We start from the raw sequence: 22554 nt of genomic DNA on the forward strand, positions 1-22554 counted from the left end.
CAGTGAACGCCGCGCGCTTCGTTCAAACGGCGATCAGGCCATCGCGTGCAGGCGCAGATACAGCCCGGCTGCCGCGGCGCCGCCGAGCAGCGGGCCGACGACGGGCACCCAGGCATAGCGCCAGTCGCTGTCGCGCTTGCCGGGAATCGGCAGCAGCGCATGCATGATGCGCGGCGACAGGTCGCGCGCGGGGCTCATCGCATAGCCGGTCGGGCCGCCGAGCGAGATGCCGATGCCGAGCACCAGCAGGCCGACGGGCAGCGCGTCGAGTGCGCCGAGGCCGACCTGCGGCGACGCGAGATACAGCACGCCGAGGATCAGCACGAACGTGCAGATCGCTTCGGTCAGCACGTTGTGCGTGGTGCTGCGGATCGCGGGCGCCGTGCAGAACACCGCGAGCTTCAGGTCCGCATCGGCTTCCTTCGCGAAGTGCTGGCGATACGCGAGCCACACGAGCAGCGCGCCGGCCATCCCGCCGAGCATCTGCGCGAGCACGTAGCCGCCCACTTTCGACCATGCGAACTTGCCCGCGAGCGCGAGGCTGATCGTGACGATCGGGTTCAGGTGCGCGCCGCTGAACGACGCGGTCACGTAGACCGCGACGAATACCGCCATCGCCCAGCCCATCACGATCACGATCAGGTCCGCGCCTTTGCCCTTGGTCTTGGCAAGCAGCACGTTCGCGACCGCGCCGTTGCCGAGCAGCACGAGGATCGCCGTGCCGATGAATTCCGCAATATAAGGTGACATGGTTGTCTCTCGTATGTCACGGCGGACTCGCGCATCGCGCGGTCCGCCGGTGTTGTTGTATTTCGTCTGGATTGATTCGGGTTACTGGGCGTCGTCGGCCCATGCCTTCGCGGCGCGTACCGCACGCTGCCAGCCGGCCATGCGCTGCTCGACCTGCTCCTTGGGCATCGACGGGGCGAAGCGGCGATCGAGCTGCCACTGGTCGCGTACTTCGTCGAGGTTCTTCCAGTAGCCGATCGCGAGGCCCGCGAGGTAGGCCGCGCCGAGCGCGGTCGTCTCGGTGATCTGCGGACGCACCGCGTCGACGCCGAGCAGGTCGGCCTGGAACTGCATCAGCAGATCGTTCGCGCTCGCGCCGCCGTCCACGCGCAGCTCGCCGATGCTGATGCCGGAATCGGCTTCCATTGCGGCCAGCACGTCGAGCGACTGGTACGCGATCGCATCGAGCGCCGCGCGGGCGAGATGGGCGGCGCTCGTGCCGCGCGTGACGCCGAACACGGAGCCGCGCGCCCGCGCGTTCCAGTGCGGCGCGCCGAGGCCGGCGAACGCGGGTACGAGATACACGCCGTCGGTATGCGGCACGCTGGCGGCGAGCGCTTCGATTTCCGCGGCCGTCTTGATGAGGCCGACGCCGTCGCGCAGCCACTGCACGACCGCGCCCGCGATGAAGATGCTGCCTTCGAGCGCGTACTGCACGTCGTCGCCGATCTGCCACGCGATCGTCGTGACGAGGTTGTTCTTCGACTCGATCGGCTTGTCGCCGGTGTTCATCATCAGGAAGCAGCCGGTGCCGTAGGTGTTCTTCACCATGCCCGACGTCGTGCACATCTGGCCGAACAGCGCCGCGTGCTGGTCGCCGGCGATGCCCGCGAGCGGGATCTTCGATGCGAACACGGTGGTCTTCGTGTGGCCGTAGATCTCCGACGACGCCTTCACTTCCGGCAGCATGCTGCGTGGGATGTCGAGCAGTTCGAGCAGCTCGTTGTCCCACTCGCGCGTATGGATGTTGAACAGCATCGTGCGCGACGCGTTGGTCACGTCGGTCACGTGCAGCTCGTGCTTCGTGAAGTTCCACACGAGCCAGCTGTCGACGGTGCCGAACGCGAGCTTGCCCTGGCGCGCCTTGTCGCGCGCGCCCGGCACGTTGTCGAGGATCCAGCGGATCTTCGTCGCCGAGAAATACGAGTCGATCGGCAGGCCGGTCTTCGCGCGCACCTTCGCTTCGAGGCCCTGCTTCTTCAGCGAGTCGCAGAAGTCGGCGGTACGGCGATCCTGCCACACGATCGCGTTGTAGACGGGCTGGCCCGTCTCGCGATCCCAGACGATCGTCGTTTCGCGCTGGTTGGTGATGCCGATCGCCGCGATCGACGTGCCGTTCAGGCCCGTGCGCGTGACGGCTTCCGCGGCGACGCCGGCTTGCGTCGACCAGATTTCCTGCGGGTCGTGCTCGACCCAGCCGGGTTGCGGGTAGATCTGTTCGAATTCCTTCTGGGCGATCGATACGATATTGCCCTGGCGATCGAACAGCATCGCGCGGGAACTCGTGGTGCCCTGGTCAAGCGCGAGGATGTACTGGTCCTGCATGTCTCTCATCTCCATCCGTGGATCGGCTTAGTTGTGATGCGCGCCGCTTGGGGCGGCGCGTCGGTGAATCAACGTCGGTCAGGCAACTGCAACTGCAATTTGCGTTCGAGTCACGCGTGCGGCGCATGCGCGGCGGCGAACCACGCGTCGACCGCGGCGGTCACGGCATCGAGCGTGCCGGGCGCGACGTGCAGGCCGAGCTTCGAGCGGCGCCACAGCACGTCCTGCGCGCAGGTCGCCCATTCGGCGTCGCGCAGGTAGCGCAGCTCGGCGTCGTGGATGCCCGGCGCGATTTCGGCGCCGAGATCGGCGAGCGACTTCGCGCCTTCCACCACGCGTTCCGCACGCGTGCCGTACGCACGCGCATAGCGGCGCGCGAGCGCGGCGGGCAGCCACGGGTGACGTTTCGCGAACGCGCCGGCGAACACGTCGAACTTCGCGTCCGCGATGTCGCCGCCCGGCAGCGCGACGCCGGCCGTCCAGCGCTTCGCGTCGCGGCCGAGCGCGCGGCACAGCATGTCGCCGGCTTCTTCCGCGAGCTTGCGGAACGTCGTGATCTTGCCGCCGAACACCGACAGCAGCGGGGCGCCCGCGCCGTCGTCGAGCTCGAGGCGGTAGTCGCGCGTGACGGCCGACGCGTTCGCCGCGTTCTCGTCCTCCAGCAGCGGACGCACGCCCGAATAGGTCCAGTGCACGTCGGCCGGCGAGATCTTGCGCTTGAAGTAGCGGTTGATCGAATCGCACAGATACTGCGTCTCGTCGCGATCGATCGCGACCTTCGCGGGATCGTTCGTGTACTCGACGTCGGTCGTGCCGATCAGCGTGAAATCGTGCTCGTACGGAATCGCGAAGATGATCCGCTTGTCCGGGTTCTGGAAGATGTACGCGTGATCGTGATCGAACAGGCGGCGCGTGATGATGTGGCTGCCCTTCACGAGCCGCACGCTGTGATGCGCGCCGCGGCCGAGCGCGCCGTGCAGCACGTCGCCGACCCACGGGCCGGCCGCGTTCGCGATCGCGCGCGCATGCACGACGCGGATCGAGCCGTCGGCGTGCTGCAGCCGCGCTTCCCACTCGTCGCCGCGGCGCTCGGCGGAAACGAGCTTCGTGCGCGTCAGGATCTCGGCGCCGCGTTCCTTCGCATCCATCGCGTTCAGCACGACGAGGCGCGCGTCGTCGACCCAGCCGTCGGAATACACGAAGCCGCGCTTGATCGAGTCGATCAGCGGCGCGCCGGCCGCATGGCGGCGCATGTCGATGCCGCGCGAGCCGGGCAGCAGTTCGCGTTTCGCAAGGTGATCGTAGAGGAACAGGCCGATGCGGATCAGCCAGGCCGGACGCAGGTTCGGCATGTGCGGCATCACGAAGCGCAGCGGCCACATGATGTGCGGCGCCGCGCGCAGCAGCGTCTCGCGCTCCTGCAGCGCCTTGCGCACCAGCCCGAACTCGTTGTACTCGAGGTAACGCAGGCCGCCGTGAATCAGCTTGGTGCTGGACGACGACGTGTGCGACGCGAGGTCGTCCTGTTCGCAGAGCATGACCGACAGGCCGCGGCCGGCCGCATCGCGCGCGATCCCCGCGCCGTTGATGCCGCCGCCGACGACGAGCAGATCGTAGCGATTCGGTTGGGTCACCTGCTGTCCTTATCGTCTGTTGAAATGGGGCGAACATGAAATGTTCGAATTCGAAATTTAACGAACGAAATCGAAAAAGTAAAGTTCGAAAAAGCGGGGCCAGTAGCGTGCGACACGATCCCGGACGATACTGACGGAATCGACCGTTTCGCGAGGTGAATCATGCGTATTGGGATGTGGGCCGGCGTGTGCGCCGTCCTTCTGGCGGGATGCGGCGCGGGGACGCCGCCGCTCGCGGGCAACTGGCGGGCGCCGTCGTTCGTCGAGCTGCAGACGTCGTGCGGCGGCGCGGCGCGCGACTGGGGCGCGGACGCGCAGCCGGTGTACTCCACGCTGTACGACGCGTACGTCGCGAAACGGTATCGCGGGTTGACCGAAGCGAACTATTGTGCGTTCGTAAACGAACTTTCGACCCACTATGCGGCGCCCGACGCGGCGGCGCGCGCCGGCTGGATCGCGTATTTCAACGGCGCACGCGCGCAGGCCATCAGCTGGCGGGCGGCGGTCGATCCGACGCTGCGCGGCGGCTGAAGCCGGCGGCGGCGACGGGCAGGCGGGAGGCAGAACGACCGCGCGGCCGGAATCCGGCCGCGCGATCAGGTCAGGTCGGGAACAGCGGGCTTACGAATAGCGGTACTTGATGGATCGCAGCGCGGCGTCGCCGGTCTCGGTCACGCAGTATTTGCGCCCCGAGCCGAGCCCTTCCAGGCGGACGAGTTGTTGTTCGAGCAGGATGTCCAGTTCATCCCGATCCATGTCGCGCTGATCAGGCGCGTCCTTTACAAGCAAGAGCGTGGCGAATTCATGCGGACTCAGCATCGTTCTCTCCATGGCAATCGGACTGCCCGCGCGGCCGGCGTATACGCCGCCGCGCGATACCCCGCGAGGGTATGGCTTGGGGGGAAAAGCTGCATTCGCCGGCCTGCGATTCGCACCGCCCTGGCACAGGCGGATCGGCGAACGGGCCGGGGAACTGGAGTCTAGTCGAGCGCGCGGGCAACGACAAATCGTGCCCCGTTAATTTTCCGTTTGACAGAAGCGCATGCCACAAGCGGTTCGCGCGCGGCGCCAACTTCTTGATTTCACTTGAAGTTTCAGGTGCGGTGCAGCATCGCGACCGTCATTCCGCGACGTACACCTGGGTGCCGGCGGCGGCGACCGTGTCGGCCATGTCGGGCGGCAGCGGCTTGTCGGTGAAGAGCGCGTGCACCTGGCTCAGGTGGCCCTGGCGCACCAGCGCCGGGCGGCCGACCTTCGAATGGTCGGTCACGAGGTAGACCGTGCGCGCATGCTGCATGATCGCCTCGGCGACGCGCACCTCGCGCGTGTCGAAATCGCGCAGCGTGCCGTCGGCCTCGATCGCCGACGTGCCGATGATCGCGTAGTCGACCTTGAACTGGCGGATGAAGTCGATCGCGAGCTCGCCGACGATGCCCTTGTCCCACGGCCGCACGATGCCGCCCGTGATCAGCACCTCGCAGTCGGGGTAGCCGCTCATCATCGATGCGACGTTCAGGTTGTTGGTGATCACGTGCAGCCCGTGATGGCGGTTCAGCGCGCGCGCGACTTCCTCGGTCGTCGTGCCGAGGTTGATGAACAGCGACGCCTGGTCGGGGATGTGCGACGCCGCGAGCGCCGCGATGCGCCGCTTCTCGTCGTGAAACATCCGCTGGCGCGCCGTGTACGACACGTTCTCCGAGCTGGTCGGCAGGCTCGCGCCGCCGTGGTAGCGGCGCAGCAGGTTCAGGTCGGCGAGCCAGTTCACGTCGCGGCGGATCGTCTGCGGCGTCACCGCGAAGTGCGCGGCGAGATCGTCGACGGTCACGAAGCCGTCGCGCTGCACCCATTCGAGCAATTCCTGCTGGCGCGCGTTGAGGGTGAGGCGGGGATCTCGGGTCATGGCTCGATGGTCGTGTCGTGAGACGGAGCGGGTATTGTAAGGGCGGCAACGGCGTTCGGCCGGCCTGCCGGGCGTCGGTGCGCATGATTCATGCGGAAATGGCATGGATTCATGTGACAAATGAATTTGTGCGATCGTGCCGATCGCGCTGCAATGGCGGATGGCCCGCGCGTGCGGGCGCGCGTTCATCCCGTTTTCGACAAGGTGGCATCGATGACTGACTTCAACTGGCACAACCCTTATCCGACTACCCGCATCCCGGTGTTCGCGCGCAACGTCGTGTCGACGTCGCACCCGCTGGCCGCGCAGGCCGGGTTGCGGATGCTGTGGAAGGGCGGCAACGCGGTGGACGCGGCGTTGGCCGCGGCCGCCGCGATCACCGTCGTCGAGCCGGTGTCGTGCGGGCTCGGCGGCGATGCGTTCGCGCTCGTGTGGGACGGCGAGCGACTGTCGGGACTCAATGCATCGGGCGTCGCGCCGGCCGCATGGAACGTCGACTACTTCCGCCAGCGCCACGGCGAGGACGCGCGCGGCATCGCGAACAAGCCGACGCGCGGCTGGGACACCGTCACCGTGCCGGGCGTGATCGCGGGGTGGGAAGCGCTGCACGCGAAGTTCGGTTCGCTGCCGTTCGCGGACCTGCTCGAGCCGGCGATCGAGATCGCGGAGCGCGGCTATTCGGTGCCGCCGATCGTCGCGCACAAGTGGGCGGCGGCCGTCCCCGAACTGCGGGGCCTGCCGGGTTTCGCGGACACCTTCATGCCGCGCGGCCGCGCGCCGCTCGTCGGCGAACGCGTATGCCTGCCCGGTCATGCGCAGACGCTGCGCACGCTCGCGACGGAAGGCGCCCGGGCGTTCTACGAAGGCGCGCTCGCCGAGCGTCTCGCCGCGTTCGCGCGCGAGGGCGGCGGGGCGCTGACCGAAGCCGACCTGCGCGCGTACCGGCCGGAATGGGTCGAGCCGATCGGCAAGCGCTTCGGCCGCCACACGATTCACGAGATTCCGCCGAACGGGCAGGGCATCGCCGCGCTGATCGCGCTCGGCATCGCCGAGCACGCGGGCGTGACCGAATGGCCGGTCGACTCGGTCGATTCGCAGCATCTGCAGATCGAGGCGATGAAGCTCGCGTTCGCCGATGTCTATCGCTACGTCGCCGATCCACGCGCGATGGACGTCACGCCCGAACAGATGCTCGACGACGCCTATCTCGCCGAACGCGCGAAACTGATCGATCGCGCGCGCGCGACGCACTTCGCCGCCGGCCGCCCGCATTCGGGCGGCACGATCTACCTGTCGGCGGCCGACGAGCGCGGGATGATGGTGAGCTTCATCCAGTCGAACTACATGGGCTTCGGTTCGGGGCTCGTCGTGCCCGGTACGGGCATTGCGCTGCAGAACCGCGGGCACGGCTTCTCGATGGACCCGGCTTCGCCGAACGTCGTCGCGGGCGGCAAGCGGCCGTTCCACACGATCATCCCGGCGTTCGTCACCGAGCAGGCCAACGGCCGTACCGAGGCCGTGATGAGCTTCGGCGTGATGGGCGGCGACATGCAGCCGCAAGGCCATCTGCAGACCGTCGTGCGGATGCTCGGCTACGGCCAGCAACCGCAGGCCGCGTGTTGCGCGCCGCGCTGGAAGGTCAACCGCGATTTCACGCTCGACGTCGAGGCGACGATGAACCGCGCGACCGTCGACGGGCTGGCCGCCCGCGGCCATACGATCAAGTCGATCGACGACCCGTACATGGATTTCGGTTCGGGGCAGTTCGTCTGGCGCCTCGATCCCGACGATCCGGAGCGCGGCTACGTGGCCGCGAGCGACAGCCGGCGCGACGGGCTGGCGGCCGGTTTCTGACGGATCGCTTCCAGCTTTCCTTGCAGTTTCCCGGCATCACGGGCGGCCCGGCGGCCGCCCGTTTCGTTTGGCGCGGCGCATGCCATCGAACGCGCGCAAGCGGTTTGAAGGTCTCATCTAACGAACGGCAACGGACGCCGTGGAACTGCGCCTGTCGGGTATGGTCAGTGCTTTGGAGCACGAACATGAAAGTCCGGCTAAGATGCCAGAATGGTTCGGCCGGACCGACTCACTATAAACGCAAGTAAAACGCCGCCGCGGATCGGCTGGCGCCTGTGCCCCAGGCATGGGCCGGCCTCCGCGCGACGACTGGGAGCGCACCACCATGGACACCAAAACGACGCATGTGATGCCGTGGCGTATCGAGGACATCGACCTGAACCGGATCGATCGTCAGCGTGCCGCCGCGAACGAGGATTTGCTGCTGCTGCTGTGCGCGTCGTCGTTCATCGAAAGCGGCTCGGATCTCTATACGAGCAATCTGAGCGAATTCTTCAATGACGATCCGGAAGTCTCCGCATGGCTCAACAATGCATGGGAGCCCGAAGAATTGCAGCACGGCCGCGCGCTGAAGGCGTATATCGCGCACGTGTGGCCCGAGTTCGACTGGGATACGGCCTTCGCGAATTTCTTCGCCGAGTATTCGAAGACCTGCTCGGTCGAGGCGTTCGAAAAAACCCGCGCGCTCGAAATGGTCGCACGCTGCGTCGTCGAGACGGGCACGGCCACGCTCTATCGCGCGATCAACGAATGCTCGGACGAGCCGGTGCTGAAGGAAATCACCGACAACATCCGTACGGACGAAGTGCGTCACTACAAGCACTTCTTCAAGTTCTTCAAGAAGTACAACCAGGTCGAAGGCAACGGCCGGCTCGCGGTCCTCGGGGCGCTGGCGCGCCGCGTGATGGAAATCAAGAACGAGGATTCCGAGATCGCGCTGCGCCACGTGTTCGCGATCCGCTATCCGGATCGCGTCGGCGACAGCCAATACAACCGCGAGCGCGCCGCACGCATCAATTCGCTCGTCCGGCGCAACCTGTCTGCCGACATGTGCGTGAAGATGCTGCTCAAGCCGCTCGACCTGCCCGCGAAGATCCAGCCGGGCGTCCACTATCCGCTCACGAAGATCACGCGGCACGTTTTCCTGCGCTGATCGCCGCGGCACGGCCCGTCGCGCGTATGCTGGCGGATTCTCATCCGATTCGCGCCCGGGCCACGCCATCATGACCGATACCCATCGCCACGCGCTCGAACAATGGACGTTCGACGCGTGGCCACCCGCCGTCGTGTCGCTGTTCGACGGCACCGCGCTCGAGCGTCATGCCGACCTCGCCGCGTCGCTGATCGTCGCGACCGACGACGGCCAGTTGCGCACGACGCTGCTCGGCGTCGGCGAGATCTACGCACATGATGCACGCACGCTGCTGATCGCGCTCTGGCCGCAGTCGCGGGCGGCGCGCGCGATCGCGCAGCGGCGCACGGCCGCGTTGACGCTCGTCGCGGACGGTGCGTTCTTTCAGGCGCAACTGGAGATGGCGCCGCTCGAAGGAGACTTCGGCGGCCTGGCCGGATTCGCTGCGACGATCGCGCACGGCGATGCGCAGCGGGTCGGCTATGCGCGTCTCGCGACAGGCGTCACGTTCACGCTGGAAGGGGAGCGCGCCGCGGTGCTCGCACGCTGGCGACGCCAGATCGAGCACCTGCGGCGCGCGGCCGCGCGGCTTCAGTGACCGCGCTGGCCGCTGCGCGACGAACGGTTGCGGTTCGGATGCGCGGCGTTGCCGCTTGCCGGGCGGGCGCCGTTGCCGCCGCCTGCCGGACGTCCGCCGCCATTGCCGCCGGCCCCGCCTTGCGTGCGCGGCTTCGCGGCCTTCTGCTGCGCGGCCTTCGGTTGCGCGTTGCCGTCGCGCTTCGCGGCCGGCTGGCCTGAGCCGCCGGCACGCGGCTGACGATTGCCGCCGCCACCGCCACGCGGCTGCTGCTGGCCACGGCGCTGCTGGATCGGCTCCGGTTTCGCGTTCGGATCGGGTTCGAAGCCCGCGATCACTTCCTGCGGAATCTCGCGCTTGATCAGCCGCTCGATGTCGCGCAGCAACTGCTTCTCGTCGACGCACACGAGCGACACGGCTTCGCCGGTCGCGCCCGCGCGGCCCGTGCGGCCGATCCGGTGCACGTAGTCTTCCGGCACGTTCGGCAGATCGAAGTTGACGACGTGCGGCAACTGGTCGATGTCGATCCCGCGCGCGGCGATATCGGTCGCGACGAGCACCTGCAGCGTGCTGTTCTTGAACTCGGCCAGCGCGCGCGTACGGGCCGACTGGCTCTTGTTGCCGTGGATCGCCATCGCGCTGATGCCGTCCTTCGTCAACTGCTCGGCGAGCCGGTTCGCGCCGTGCTTGGTGCGCGTGAACACGAGTACCTGGAACCAGTTGTGTTCGCGGATCAGGTGCGTGAGCAGTTCGCGCTTGCGGTCGCGGTCGACCGGGTGGATCTTCTGCGCGACGCTCTCGGCGGTCGTGTTGCGGCGGGCGACCTCGATCAGCGCGGGCGAGTCGAGCAGGCTGTCGGCGAGCGCCTTGATTTCATCGGAGAAGGTGGCCGAGAACAGCAGGTTCTGGCGCTGCGGCGGCAGCTTCGCGAGCACGCGCTTGATGTCGTGGATGAAGCCCATGTCGAGCATCCGGTCGGCTTCGTCGAGCACGAGGATGTCGAGATCCGACAGGTCGATGGTCTTCTGCTGCATGTGGTCGAGCAGGCGCCCCGGCGTCGCGACGACGATGTCGACGCCGCGCTTGAGCGCATCGATCTGCGGATTGATGCTGACGCCGCCGAACATCACGGTCGAGCGCAGCTTCAGGTACTTGCTGTACGCGCGCACGCTTTCCTCGACCTGGGCGGCGAGTTCGCGCGTCGGCGTGAGGATCAGCGCGCGCACCGCGCGCTTCGCGCCGCGGTGCTCGGCGTAGAACGTGTGCAGGCGTTGCAGGATCGGCAGGGTGAAGCCGGCGGTCTTGCCGGTGCCGGTTTGCGCGCCGGCGAGCAGGTCGCCGCCGCCGAGGACGGCCGGAATGGCCTGCTGCTGGATCGGAGTCGGCGACGTGTAGCCGAGCTCGTTGACCGCCTTGACCAGCGGTTCGGCCAGGCCGAGAGATTCGAAAGACATAGATACCACTCTTGAGTTTTATGATCGGCGATGCATCGCGCGGCCCGCGCGGCAAACCTGCATCGCAAAACAGCCAAAAAGCAAAAGGGCGCGGCCGCGGTTTCCCGCAGCCGCGCCCCGTTTGTGTGCGCCGCTTCTTAGTCGAGCGGCGCGGAACGCAGATCGCTCACCTGTTGCGGCGAGATCGGCGTACCGTTGTTACCCCATGACATCCGGATATACGTGACAACCGCCGCGACTTCCTGGTTCGACAGCGACTGCGCGAACGGCGGCATCCCGTACGGACGCGGATTCTTGAACGTGCTCGGCGGGTAGCCGCCATTCAGCACCATGCGGATCGGGTTGACGGCCGATTCCATCATGATCGAGTGGTTGCCCGCGAGCGGCGGATAGGCCGGCGGCTTGCCCGCGCCGTTTTCGGCGTGGCAGGTCGCGCAGTTGTCCGCGTAGATCTTCTTGCCCTGTTCGAACAGCGCGTTGCCGAACTGCTTCGACGGCTCGTACTGCATGTTCTTCGGCGCTTCAGCCTTCTGCGGGATCGACTTCAGGTACGTCGACATCGCGCGCGTATCTTCGTCGGTCATGTACTGCAGGCTGTTGTGGACCACGTCCGCCATCGGGCCGAATACCGCGCCCTTCTGCGACACGCCGGCCTGCAGCAGGTCGGACAGCTCCTGCACGTGCCAGTCGCCGAGGCCGAGTTCCTTGTCGTTCGTCAGCGACGGCGCATACCAGTTCTGCAGCGGGATCAGGCCGCCGGCGAACGCCGACGAGTTCACCGGGCCGCCCATCATGTTGATCGACGTGTGGCACATCGAGCAGTGGCCGAGGCCTTCGACGAGATACGCGCCGCGGTTCCATTCGACCGACTTCGTCGGATCCGGCTTGTACTCGCCTTCCTTGAAGAACAGCGTGCGCCAGCCGATCAGCAGGTTGCGGTTGTTGAACGGGAACTTCAGTTCGTGCGGACGGCTCGGCACCGACACCGGCGGGACCGAACGCAGGTACGCGTAGATCGCGTCCGAATCGGCGCGCGTGACCTTCGTGTAGCTCGCGAACGGGAAGCCCGGATACAGCAGGCTGCCGTCCTTCGAGCGACCCGTGTGCATCGCGCGGTAGAAGTCGTCCGACGTCCACTTGCCGATACCGTTCTGGTCGTCCGGCGTGATGTTCGGCGTGTACATCGTGCCGAACGGCGTCGCCATCGGCAGGCCGCCCGCGAACGACTTGCCGCCGCGCACCGTGTGGCACGCGATACAGTCGCCGACGCGCGCGAGGTATTCGCCCTTCTTGATCAGCGCGGCCTGGTCGGCCGGCGTGGCCGCGACGGCGGCAGCGCCGTGCAGCGTGTCGTTGCCCGGCCACAGGACCGGCACGAGGGCGGCAGCCGCGACGATCGCGACGGCCGAGAGTGCAAACAGGGACTTGCGTTTCATTGTGTCTGTCTCCCTTGCCTTATTGCGGTTCGCTGCCGCAGGCGAGCGGAGTCTTCATCGAACGCGCCGGGGCCGGCACGGGGTTGGCGGGCGCCGGTTGCGCGGCGAGCCATGCGGTCACGGCCGTCACGTCTTCGTCGGACAGCTTCGCGGCGATGTCGTGCATGCAATCGGGCGCCTTCGCGTGGCGGTTGCCCGAGCGCCATGCGCCGAGCTGGGCGCTCAGGTAATCGGCGTGCAGGCCGACGAGGCCCGGGATCGCCGGCTGCATGCCGGTCAGCCCCGCGCCGTGGCAGGCCACGCAGGCCGGCAGCTTGCGGGCCGGGTCGCCCTGCGTGACGAGCTGCTTGCCGCGTGCGAGCGTCGCGGCCGGCAGCGTCGGCTTCGCCGGCGTCGGGTACGGCGGACGCTCGGCCGAGAAGTGCTCGGCGATTTCGCGCAGGTAGTCGTCGTTCAGGTACGTGAGCAGATAGTTCATCGGCGGGTACTTGCGCCGGCCGTCGCGGAAGTTGACGAGCTGGTTGTACAGGTACTCGGCCGGCTTGCCGGCAAGACGCGGGAAATAGTCGTTGTCCGTGCCCTGGCCGTGGACGCCGTGGCATGCGGTACAGCCGCGCACGCGCTCGGCCATGGTATCGGGTGCCTTGAGCGGCGCCTGCTGGGCGTGCGCTTGCTCCGTGGGCTTGGTCTGCGCTTGGGCAGCGCTCATAAGGCCCGCGCCGCCGATCATCAGAACGGCGAGCAGCGGACGGAAGAGGCGTCTTGAAGACACACGAGACTCCATGTTTATTCGTCGGGGACCTTGTCCGGGCTACGATCGGCTCGGCGCATGGACGGCAGGACAGCCGGGCTGCTGCGACGCGGCATTCTATCATCGATGGGTAATGACGGCTATTTGACGAAAGGACATCGGTTCCTGTCCGTTTGCGACTTGCGACAATTTGACGCGCATTGCACGACGGTCGAGTGAACCGGCGTGCGCTTTCACCCTCGAAGACCGTACACTCGCGGGTCGCGCGGCGCCGCCTCCGCCGCTGACCCAGTCATTTCTCCCGTTTCCGGATTCATCGATGACGTTTTCTACCGTGCCGTTGCCTGCCTCACGCTGTCCGTCCCGTTGCCGCCGCGCTGCCGGCCTGCCGCTTGCGGGAGGGTGCGCGTGATGAAGTTCGACAGCTTGTGGATCGGCCAGGTCGCGCTCGCGGCGCTGATGGATGCGGCGTTCGCGATGGCGGTCGGCTCGGCGCTGCTCAAGGCGTGGCTCGGCAAGGACGGCGCGCGGCCGGTCATCGCGCCGTCGCACCCGGCATGGCTGCGCGCGCAACATTCGCTGGTGGCGGCCGCGCTGGCGCTGGTGCTCGCCGATCTCGGCTGGCTCGTGTACGAGGCCGCGGCGATGAGCGGCGCGGGGCTCGGCGGCGCGTTCGCCGCGATTCCCGTCATGCTGATGCAGACGCACACGGGCTTCGCATGGAGCGTCGCGTTCGCCGGCGCGGTGCTGCTCGCGATCGTCGCGCTCGCGAAGCCGGACGGCCCGCTCGCGCATGCGGTGCTGTGGTTCGCGGTGATCGTGGTGGCGGCCGGCAAGGCGTCGCTCGGCCATGCGGCCGACAGCGGCGTGCTGTCCGCGGCGGTCGGCGTGCAGACGCTGCACCTGCTGGCCACCGCCGTATGGGGCGGCCTCGTGCTCGCGGGCGGGCTCGCGGTGTTGCCGGCGCTCGGGACGTCGGTCGCGCGCGGCGCGCTGATCCGCATCGGCCAGCACCTGTCGCGCACGTCGATCGTCGCAGTCGTCTTCGTGCTCGGCACCGGCGCGCTCAACGCGATCCGCGGGCTCGGCGGCTCGCTCGCGCCGCTCGACGGCAGCACGTGGGGCCGCGTGTTGCTGCTGAAGCTGCTGCTCGTCGCGCTCGCGCTCGTGCTCGGCGGGCTCAACCGCTTCTCGGCGCTGCCGCGCCTGCGCCGCACCGCGTCGACCGAGGACGCGCACACGTTCCGCAACATCCTGCATCTCGAAGGGATGACGATGATCGGCGTGTTCGTCGCGGCGGCCGTGCTGTCGTTCAGCGTGCCGGGCTTCGCGGCGCTCGGCTGACGGCCGGACGGCGCGGCGCCGGGCGCCGGCGCGCGCCGCGCGCGTGGCGCGGATGCAAGAACGGCCGCCTTGTCGGGGCGGCCGTGTCGAACGCGTGGCGCGGCACGCGTGCGTCGCTCTTATCTCACGCGTTCGTCACCACTCGGCGACGCTGCCGTCCGCGTGGCGCCACACCGGGTTGCGCCAGCGATGGCCCGTCTTCGCCATCTCGCGCACCTTCTCCTCGTTCACGTCGATGCCGAGCCCCGGGCCCTGCGGGATCGCGACGAAGCCGTCCTCGTAGCGGAACACCTCGGGGTTGCGCAGGTAGTCGAGCAGGTCGTTGCCCTGGTTGTAGTGGATGCCGAGGCTCTGTTCCTGGATGAACGCGTTGTAGCTGACCGCATCGAGCTGCAGGCACGCGGCGAGCGCGATCGGCCCGAGCGGGCAGTGCAGCGCGAGCGCCACGTCGTAGCTTTCCGCGAGCGTCGCGATCTTGCGGCACTCGGTGATGCCGCCCGCGTGCGACGCGTCCGGCTGGATGATGTCGACGTAGCCGCCCGCAAGGCTGTGCTTGAAGTCCCAGCGCGAGTACAGCCGCTCGCCGAGCGCGATCGGCGTGTTGGTCTGGTTGACGATGTCGCGCAGCGCCTCGGCGTTCTCCGACAGCACCGGCTCCTCGATGAACATCAGCTTGTACGGATCGAGTTCCTTCGCGAGCACCTTCGCCATCGGCTTGTGCACGCGGCCGTGGAAGTCCACGCCGATCCCGACGTGCGGGCCGACCGCGTCGCGCACCGCCGCGACGTTCGCGATCACTTGCTCGACCTTGTCGTAGGTGTCGACGATCTGCAGCTCCTCGGAGCCGTTCATCTTCACGGCCTTGAAGCCGCGCTCGACGACCGCGCGCGCATTGTTCGCGACGTCGCTCGGCCGGTCGCCGCCGATCCACGAATACACCTTGATGCGCTCGCGCACCTGGCCGCCGAGCAACGCGTGCACCGGCACGCCGTGATGCTTGCCCTTGATGTCCCACAGCGCCTGGTCGACGCCCGCGATCGCGCTCATCATGATCGGGCCGCCGCGGTAGAAGCCCGCGCGGTACATCACCTGCCAGTGATCCTCGATCAGGAGCGGGTCGCGGCCGACGAGGTAGTCGGCCAGTTCCTGCACGGCGGCCTCGACCGTGTGCGCGCGGCCTTCGACGACCGGCTCGCCCCAGCCGACGACACCCTCGTCGGTTTCGATCTTGAGGAACAGCCAGCGCGGCGGGACGACGAAGGTTTCGAGGCGGGTGATTTTCACGATGCGAGTCTCCATGATTGACCGGCGCGACCGTTCGGGCGCGGCGCACGATCCGTGCTTTCGCGGTTATCCTAGCGTAGTCGAATAAAAAATAGTATTAATAGCATTAATGTGCAGATAGTGGGCAGCCCGCCCGACGGAGAACGATCATTCAACGCGACCTGCATGGACAGACGGCTTTCCGGCTCGCGACGGCGATCCTGCGCGGCGACTATCCGCCCGAATCGCTGCTGCCGAGGGAACCCGACCTGATGGAGATGTACGGCGTGAGCCGCACGGTGATGCGCGAGGCGCTGCGCACGCTGACGTCGAAGGGGCTGGTCGAATCGCGGCCGAAGGTCGGCACGCGCGTGCGGCCGCGCCAGGCGTGGAACCTGCTCGACGCCGACCTGCTCGACTGGTATGCGCGCGTCGCGCCGCCGCTCGCGTTCGCGCTGAAGCTGCAGGAAATGCGCGAGATGATCGAGCCGTACGCGGCCGCGCTCGCCGCCCGCGCGCATACGCCCGACGCGTTCGACGCGATCGAGGGCGCGGCGCGCGCGATGGCCGCCGCGCGCAACGTCGACGAATGGGTGCGCGCCGACCTGCGCTTTCACCTGAGCGTGCTGGAGGCCGGCGGCAACGAGCTGCTGGTGCCGCTCGGCGCGCTGATCGATCGCACGCTCGAGGCGCAACTGCAGTTGAATGCGCGCCGGGCGGACGTTTACAACGCGTCGCTGGCCGAGCATACGGCCGTCAGCGACGCGATCCGCGTGCGCGACGAGGACGGCGCGCGCCGCGCGATGGCGACGCTGCTCGCGGTGACGCGTGCGCGGATCGAGATGTCGTGACGGAAGCGGGGCGGGCGGCGCCGTTGCGGTGCCGTCAGGCGTTCGCGCAGCCGCCCGGCTTGTGGATGCGTTCCGTCGACGGCGGGTACTTCGCGAGCAGGCTCGCTGGCCGCCGCGGCCGCGCGACCAGGTCGCCGCCGCAGTTCGGGCACTGGCCTTTGAGCACGTCGTCGGCGCACGTCGCGCAAAAAGTACATTCGAACGTACAGATGCGCGCGTCCGTCGAATCCGGCGGCAGATCCTTGTCGCAACATTCGCAGCCGGGGCGCAGTTCAAGCATGACGGTCTCCTTGACGGGTGAGGGGGCGCCGCACATTGCGTGCGGCGCATGCGAGCGCTACTGTACGCGTTTGGATCGGCCCGGCCAACGGTGTCCCGCCCGGGCGCCGGCGCTGCGCACGGGCTGCACCGGGAGACGACCATGCTTTATCGCGGAAGCTGTCATTGTGGAGACGTGACGTTCGAGGCGGAAGGCGACCTGCAGGGCGTGATGGCGTGCAACTGCTCGATCTGCCGGCGCAAGGGCGCGCTGATGTGGTTCGTGCCGCGCGACCACATGAAGCTGCTGACGCCCGACGAAAATCTCGCGACCTACCTGTTCAACAAGCACGTGATCCGGCATCGCTTCTGCAAGCGTTGCGGGATTCACGCGTTCGGCGAGGGTGTCGATCCGAAGGGCACCGCGATGGCCGCGATCAACGTGCGCTGCATCGACGGCGTCGATCTCGACGCGCTGCCCGTCACGCACTACGACGGCCGCTCGCACTGACCGGCGCGCCGGTGCGGGCGCCTGCGCGCGGCGATCGGGTCAGGACGGGTGCGCGGTCGTCGCGCCCGGCGCGGGCGTTTCCGCCTGCGGCGCCGGGCCCGCGGTGCGCGTGCCGGCGTCGGCCGGCCGTTCGATCAGCGGCGCGAGCGCCGGCGCCATCGACTTCAGCAGCTGCACGGCCATCGCGCTCGTGAAGTCGTAGCGCGCCGCGTATGGCTCGTGCGCGGTCGCCGTCAGCACGCCGAAGAACCGGTCGCCGATCGCGAACACGAAGGTGCCGCTGCGGTTGACCTTGCGCGATTCGATCAGCCGCGCACCGCGCGCATACACGTTGAAGCGCTGGTCGCCCGTGCCCGTCTTGCCGTACACGTCGAGCGTCTTGCCGTCGGGCAGCGTGAGCCCGCTCGCGAGGCGGCGCGCGGTGCCGTTGAGCACGACGTCGCGCAGCAGCGTGTGCGCCACCTTGACGATCTCCGGCGGCAGTATCGGCTGAGGTTGCGCGGCCGCGCGCACGAAGCGCGTTTCGTACGGCGTGCCCTTCGCGAAATCGAGCCGCGTGATCGTCTCGGTCGGCGCCTTCTGGCCGCCGTTCACGATCAGGCCGATCAGTTTCGCGAGCGCGTCGGGCTGGTCGCCCGATGCGCCGATCGCGGCCGCATACGACGGCGTCACTTCCGCGAACGGATAGCCGAGCGCGCGCCACGACTTCGTGATCTCCGCGTACGCGCGCAGCTCGACCATGCGGCGGATGCGCCGGTCCTGCGTCGCGTGGTAGCGGGTCTTGTACAGCCACGAATACGTGTAGAAACGCGCGTCGCGACTGTCGCGCTGAACGTCCGCGAGCGACGCGGCGGGATGCGCGCGCAGGTAGTTGAGCGTCCACAGCGCGAGCGGATGCACGCTCGCGATATAGCCGCGGTCGTTCAGGTTGAAGCGGTCGATCGCGTATTTCGCGTAGAGCGCGGCGAGATCGTCGTCGGACAGCGTCGCGGCCGGCGTGCCCTTCAGTTGCGCGCGCATCCGCGCGGCGAACCACGCGACCGATTCGTTCGGCGCGACGCTGCGCAGCACCGTCGCGAGCTTCGGCGGCGACTTGCGTACGTCGCGCAGCATCAGCGCGAGCGCGTCGTCGGGCGCCTTGCCCGCATAGCGCGTGTAGTAGCGCTTCACGTAGACCTGGCTTTCTCCGTCGACGAACTGCTGCAGGTAGTGCTGGCGCTGGGCGGGATCGTTCAGCCACGACGACGACGGTCCGGCCGCCTGCAGCGTCTCGTAGTGGACGATGTCGCGCATCAGCCGCACGAACACGAGGTTCACCGAGTGCTCGAACGCCGTGTGCAGCGTCATGATGCGGCCGTTGTCCGACTTCTCGAAGTTCGAGAACACCTGCGCGCCGCCGCCCGTGTAGAACACGTCCGGGCTCGCCGAGTACTTGCGTTCGACGGACGCATCGAGCATCGCCTGCAGCGAGCGGTCGCGCGTATGCGACAGGTAGTCGAGCGCCCAGCGCGACAGCCCGTCGATCGGATCGGGCTTCACGCGCGCCAGCTCCGCGTTCGACAGGTTCGCGTAGCGCGCATGCAGGTCGGAGACGATCTGCAGGTACGTGATCAACGTGCGCAGCTTCGCGGTCGAACCGAGGTTGATGCGGCCGCCGCGATTCACGTCGAACGGCTGGTTCACACTGTCGGTCTGCACGCGCAGCAGGTTCGCGCCGTTGCGATGCTCGTACAGCGTGAAGCTGTACGTCAGGTGCGACGGGTCGTCCTTCGGCGCGAGCATCTCGAAGCCGTACAGGCCGGCCGCCTGCGCGCCGTCGCGGGTCGACGCCTGCGCGAGCCGCTGGGCGACCGCCTGCTGCACGCCGTTGTCGAGCGTGCTGGTCGCTTCCAGGTCGAGCTGGTCGAGCTGGTACAGGTCGGCGATGCCGAGCGCCGACAGCAGCGACGCGCGCGCGGACGTGACGGCCTTGCGCGACACGAACGACTGCACGCGCGCGGCGGCCGGCGGCGCGCTGCGTTCGATCTGCGCGGCGAGCGCCGCATCGCGCAGCGCGGGCGAGATCACGCCGCCGTTCGACAGCAGCCGCAGGTAGCTGTCGGTCAGCTTCTGCAGCGCCGGATACCCGCGATTCAGGAAGTACGACGGCGCGCGCTGCGCGATCAGCAACGACAACACCTCGCGGAACGTCTTGCCCTGCTGGTCGACGTTGTCGCCGGTCGTCGGCGCGGACAGGATGCGGTTCACGTCGTTGAAGTCGCGGCCGTACCACGCGGCGAGACCGTCGCCGATACCGGTGATTTCGCCCACGTGCGGCCGGGCGGCGAGCGGCACCGAATTCAGGTAGCGCACGACGATCGAGCGGCGCGCGAGCATCGTCTGCGGGCCGTTCAGGTACGCGAGGATCGACGCGGACGCGATCTGCCGCAGTTTCTCCGGCGGCGTCGCGGTACGGCCGTCGGGCGAGTGGCGGAACTTCTCGATCTGCGTCGCGAGCGTGCTGCCGCCCGGGCGCGCCTGGTGGTGATTGACGACGTGCAGCGCCTGGTCGGCGAGCGCGCGGCTGAAGCGGCCCCAGTCGATCGCCGGGTTGCGGTTCGGCTGGTTCGGGTCGAGCAGGTAACGATCCTCGATGAACATCAGCGAATCGACGACCATGCGCGGCACCGTGTCGAAATCGGCGTACACGCGCTGCGGGAACACGGTCGCGAACAGCGGCGAGCCGGTCGAGTCGAACAGCATCAGCCCGGTCTGGTCTTTCTCTTCGTAAGGCAGGAACAGGCCATGATCGGCGAGCGCCAGCATCCGGTCGGAATCGCGCGCCTGCTTGCCGACGACGAAGCCGCGCGCGAGCAGCCGCTGCTGGAACGCGGGAATCATCGAATAGCCGAGGCGTTGATCGTACGGCCCGTTCGCGGGGAAACGGATGTGGTTGCTCGCGCCCGTTTCGACCGTGTAGCCGACGTCGCGGGTGAGCTCGGACAAATAGTGCGCCTGCAGGCGCGACGTCGCGATTTCGGTCATCACGAGCCTCACCACGACCGCGATCGCGATCACCAGCGCGGCCAGCAAGGACCACTTGATCCACGTCCAGACCGATGCAGCTCCGGTCACGCGCGGCAGGATGCGATTCAGCGGCCGATTCATGGCGGCGTCTCCCTGAAGGCGCGGGCTCCGGCCGCACCTCATTAAGGATTAGTGTAGTCCTCCGCAGCGGGCTGCCAAGGGTGGTTCACTACTGAGATGCAGCGGCGCAACACCCGTGCCCGCACCGGAATCGTGCGCCGCGAGGCCGGGCCCGCGCGCGGGTGCGGCCTCGCGGTACACGTCGTCCCGCATCCGCGTTCGAAAGCCATCTGGCACCGAAAAGACCGTCGCGATCGCATCATTCAACTGACGAAATGTTCGACGAGGTGATCGATGAAAAGGCGGGATTTACGCGGAAAGTGCTTGCGGCTCGGGTATGCGACGTTCATCTGGAGCGCTTCGAGACGATAGTCGGCGAGCAGGGCCAGAAGCTGGCCATCATGAAGATCCGGTTCGGCGAGGAAGTCCGGCAGGACTGCGATGCCCATGCCGGCAAGCGCCCAGTTCCGGATCATGCCGAAGTTGTTCGACGACGCGGCCTTGTTCGGGCGCACCGTGACACGCGTCTGGTCGTGCTCGAACGTCAGGTAATCGCTCGCGAAGTCGGCATGGAACACCAGGCATGCATGCGTGGCGAGATCGTGCGGATGGGCCGGCGAGCCGTGCCGGCTGACATATTGCGGCGACGCGCAGACGACGCGTTGGAATTGCATGAGCGGGCGCTTCACCAACGTGCTGTTGCCGATGTGCTGCGACAGCAGCAGCCCGATATCGAAGCCTTCCGACACGAGGTCGACATGGCGGTCGACGATCGTGACTTCCGGCACGATGTTGGGATGGCGTGCCTTGAACGCGTCGATCGCGGGCGCGAGCACGTGCATGCCGAACATGACCGGCGCGGCGATCTTCAGCGAACCGATCGGTTCCTGGTGCATCGACGCGATCGTTTCCTCGACGCGGTCGATTTCCTCGATCACGTGACGCATCTGCGCCAGGTAGAGGTGGCCGGCGTCGGTCAGCGACAGGCTGCGGGTCGTGCGATTCAGCAGGCGCGCGCCGAGCCGGTTCTCGATGCTCATGATCATGCGGGTGGCCGACGAATTGGAGATGTTCAGTTCGGTCGCGGCGCGCACGAAACTTTGTAGTTCGGCAACCTTGACAAATAGTCGCATTGGAAGGAGTTCGTCCATTTTTTTGCCTAGAATCAGAAATTGTTTATTTAATTCTATCTTCCAATTTGCTGTTCAGAGCGTCGGACGATGGAGGAAAAAAGTATTATGAAACGACAGGTTGATTTGATGGCTGGGAAGCCCGGAAAATATAGGGTTTCGGCGTTTTGGTAGCGCTGGTTTGCGTCCGGTTAAGGGTAATTTTTACAACCATTTTTAGTAATTGTACGAATGTTCATACGATTGTTTTTTTCACGTATTTGAGATATCGGGCGATTCGATTTTATCGAGATAAAGTATTTCCGGCGTTTTTGCGCCATCGTGCCGACGCACGGCCGCGACGAAGCAGCGGATCGAACCGTCGCATGCAATCGTGTCCGGCCCATCGCGGCGCGCGAGCAGGCTGGCCGACACGGCGGGGAATCGTTGCCCCGATATCGATCCAGGCCATGCTCGCGCATCCGGCCGGCCACCATGAGGCGGTTCGGCGCGCGGTGTGGGCGTACGGTCGGCGGGCGCCGACGCGGCAGGGGCGCGTTTGCCGCGAAACGGCCGCGGCGCGTCGGTGGAGGGCTGCCGGCCGCGTGGATCGGCTGCGGGGGCCGCGAGCGGTGATATGCTCGCGGGACGCCCGCGACCGACGGGCGGTTTCACGATGCCCGTGCACGGCTGCGTTGCGCGGCGTTTCCGAGGGAAGAACCGACATCATGAGCCGCAAATTCATTCTGAAGGGCGACACGACCGATCACGGCGGCGTCGTGCTCGAAGGGATCGCCAATTCGTCGTTCGACGGGCGCGAACTCGCGTATCTCGGCGCATCCGTGTTCTGTGCGGCGTGCAAGTCGCCGGGCGTGATCGTGTCGGACGGCGGCGAGCGCACGATGACCGTGATGGGCAAGGTCGTCGCGCTCGAACACGACCTGTGCCAGTGCCAGTGCACGCCGCAGCCGAAACTGATCGCATCGCAGGCAACCGGGACGATCTCGGGCTGAGTCCCGC

At 67.4% G+C, this 22554-nt stretch carries 21 protein-coding genes; 8 read left to right on the top strand and 13 right to left on the bottom strand.

Features of this window, described 5'->3' with window-relative positions; all coding sequences use genetic code 11:
- Positions 1-33 precede the first annotated feature (33 nt).
- The 3 genes from C5F75_RS04205 to glpD form a co-directional block, all read right to left on the bottom strand.
- Positions 34-750, bottom strand: a complete 717-nt coding sequence (locus C5F75_RS04205) for an MIP/aquaporin family protein (RefSeq protein ID WP_011546148.1) — start codon at positions 748-750, stop codon at positions 34-36.
- Positions 751-831: 81 nt separating this feature from the next.
- Entirely contained in the window at positions 832-2334 is a 1503-nt protein-coding gene (glpK, locus tag C5F75_RS04210) for a glycerol kinase GlpK (protein ID WP_059578659.1), read from the bottom strand.
- Between the two features lie 110 nt (positions 2335-2444).
- Positions 2445-3968 (bottom strand): glycerol-3-phosphate dehydrogenase, encoded by a 1524-nt coding sequence (glpD, locus tag C5F75_RS04215; RefSeq protein WP_059643008.1) that lies wholly within the window; start codon positions 3966-3968, stop codon positions 2445-2447.
- Between the two features lie 162 nt (positions 3969-4130).
- On the opposite strand from glpD, the gene C5F75_RS04220 reads away from it, so the two are divergent.
- Complete coding sequence (locus C5F75_RS04220; protein ID WP_181035366.1) at positions 4131-4499, top strand: hypothetical protein; 369 nt, start codon at positions 4131-4133, stop codon at positions 4497-4499.
- A 90-nt stretch (positions 4500-4589) separates the two neighbouring features.
- Here the strand turns inward: C5F75_RS04220 and C5F75_RS04225 are convergent, their stop codons facing one another.
- Together C5F75_RS04225 and C5F75_RS04235 are read right to left on the bottom strand one after the other, a co-directional pair.
- Complete coding sequence (locus tag C5F75_RS04225) at positions 4590-4787, bottom strand: hypothetical protein (RefSeq protein ID WP_006477892.1); 198 nt, start codon at positions 4785-4787, stop codon at positions 4590-4592.
- Positions 4788-5088: 301 nt separating this feature from the next.
- A complete protein-coding gene (locus C5F75_RS04235) occupies positions 5089-5868 on the bottom strand; it encodes a DeoR/GlpR family DNA-binding transcription regulator (protein WP_034208319.1) in 780 nt (259 codons plus the stop codon).
- Positions 5869-6081: 213 nt separating this feature from the next.
- Here C5F75_RS04235 and C5F75_RS04240 point away from each other — a divergent pair, with 213 nt between their 5' ends.
- From C5F75_RS04240 to C5F75_RS04250, 3 genes are all read left to right on the top strand, one after another.
- The gene (locus C5F75_RS04240) at positions 6082-7722 is read left to right on the top strand and encodes a gamma-glutamyltransferase family protein (protein ID WP_059643124.1); all 1641 of its coding nucleotides are present in this window, start codon (positions 6082-6084) and stop codon (positions 7720-7722) included.
- A gap of 325 nt (positions 7723-8047) precedes the next feature.
- Positions 8048-8875 (top strand): ferritin-like domain-containing protein, encoded by an 828-nt coding sequence (locus tag C5F75_RS04245; protein ID WP_011546143.1) that lies wholly within the window; start codon positions 8048-8050, stop codon positions 8873-8875.
- 70 nt (positions 8876-8945) lie between these two features.
- Positions 8946-9452 (top strand): hypothetical protein, encoded by a 507-nt coding sequence (locus tag C5F75_RS04250; RefSeq protein WP_059578652.1) that lies wholly within the window; start codon positions 8946-8948, stop codon positions 9450-9452.
- Here the strand turns inward: C5F75_RS04250 and C5F75_RS04255 are convergent.
- The 3 genes from C5F75_RS04255 to C5F75_RS04265 form a co-directional block, all read right to left on the bottom strand.
- The gene (locus tag C5F75_RS04255) at positions 9446-10885 is read right to left on the bottom strand and encodes a DEAD/DEAH box helicase (protein WP_059578649.1); all 1440 of its coding nucleotides are present in this window, start codon (positions 10883-10885) and stop codon (positions 9446-9448) included. The two genes, C5F75_RS04250 and C5F75_RS04255, sit on opposite strands and share 7 nt — an antisense overlap.
- 137 nt (positions 10886-11022) lie before the next feature.
- Positions 11023-12321, bottom strand: coding sequence for a c-type cytochrome (locus C5F75_RS04260; protein WP_059578646.1), 1299 nt, complete (start codon positions 12319-12321; stop codon positions 11023-11025).
- Positions 12322-12340: 19 nt separating this feature from the next.
- Positions 12341-13105, bottom strand: coding sequence for a c-type cytochrome (locus tag C5F75_RS04265; RefSeq protein ID WP_006477898.1), 765 nt, complete (start codon positions 13103-13105; stop codon positions 12341-12343).
- Positions 13106-13483: 378 nt separating this feature from the next.
- On the opposite strand from C5F75_RS04265, the gene C5F75_RS04270 reads away from it, so the two are divergent.
- On the top strand, positions 13484-14416 hold the full coding sequence (locus C5F75_RS04270; RefSeq protein ID WP_059578801.1) for a CopD family protein: 933 nt from the start codon (positions 13484-13486) through the stop codon (positions 14414-14416).
- 135 nt (positions 14417-14551) lie between these two features.
- On the opposite strand, the gene dgoD is transcribed toward C5F75_RS04270, so the two are convergent.
- A complete protein-coding gene (dgoD, locus tag C5F75_RS04275; protein ID WP_104011930.1) occupies positions 14552-15700 on the bottom strand; it encodes a galactonate dehydratase in 1149 nt (382 codons plus the stop codon).
- A 146-nt stretch (positions 15701-15846) separates the two neighbouring features.
- Here dgoD and C5F75_RS04280 point away from each other — a divergent pair, with 146 nt between their 5' ends.
- Positions 15847-16530: a FadR/GntR family transcriptional regulator gene (locus C5F75_RS04280; RefSeq protein ID WP_059578644.1), complete on the top strand. Its 684-nt coding sequence runs from the start codon at positions 15847-15849 to the stop codon at positions 16528-16530.
- Positions 16531-16564: 34 nt separating this feature from the next.
- Here the strand turns inward: C5F75_RS04280 and C5F75_RS04285 are convergent, their stop codons facing one another.
- Complete coding sequence (locus C5F75_RS04285; RefSeq protein ID WP_059578642.1) at positions 16565-16810, bottom strand: DUF1272 domain-containing protein; 246 nt, start codon at positions 16808-16810, stop codon at positions 16565-16567.
- A 141-nt stretch (positions 16811-16951) separates the two neighbouring features.
- Here C5F75_RS04285 and C5F75_RS04290 point away from each other — a divergent pair, with 141 nt between their 5' ends.
- Positions 16952-17299 (top strand): GFA family protein, encoded by a 348-nt coding sequence (locus tag C5F75_RS04290; RefSeq protein WP_059578639.1) that lies wholly within the window; start codon positions 16952-16954, stop codon positions 17297-17299.
- Positions 17300-17338: 39 nt separating this feature from the next.
- On the opposite strand, the gene C5F75_RS04295 is transcribed toward C5F75_RS04290, so the two are convergent.
- From C5F75_RS04295 to C5F75_RS36670, 3 genes are all read right to left on the bottom strand, one after another.
- On the bottom strand, positions 17339-20446 hold the full coding sequence (locus C5F75_RS04295; RefSeq protein WP_059578637.1) for a transglycosylase domain-containing protein: 3108 nt from the start codon (positions 20444-20446) through the stop codon (positions 17339-17341).
- A gap of 242 nt (positions 20447-20688) precedes the next feature.
- Positions 20689-21576, bottom strand: coding sequence for a LysR family transcriptional regulator (locus C5F75_RS04300; protein WP_059578634.1), 888 nt, complete (start codon positions 21574-21576; stop codon positions 20689-20691).
- A 231-nt stretch (positions 21577-21807) separates the two neighbouring features.
- The gene (locus C5F75_RS36670) at positions 21808-21969 is read right to left on the bottom strand and encodes a hypothetical protein (protein ID WP_155634633.1); all 162 of its coding nucleotides are present in this window, start codon (positions 21967-21969) and stop codon (positions 21808-21810) included.
- Between the two features lie 293 nt (positions 21970-22262).
- Between C5F75_RS36670 and C5F75_RS04305 the strand changes: the two genes are divergently transcribed.
- Entirely contained in the window at positions 22263-22547 is a 285-nt protein-coding gene (locus tag C5F75_RS04305; RefSeq protein WP_059578632.1) for a PAAR domain-containing protein, read from the top strand.
- Positions 22548-22554 lie beyond the last annotated feature (7 nt).

The organism is Burkholderia anthinoferrum (assembly GCF_002925705.1).
Lineage (GTDB): Bacteria > Pseudomonadota > Gammaproteobacteria > Burkholderiales > Burkholderiaceae > Burkholderia > Burkholderia semiarida.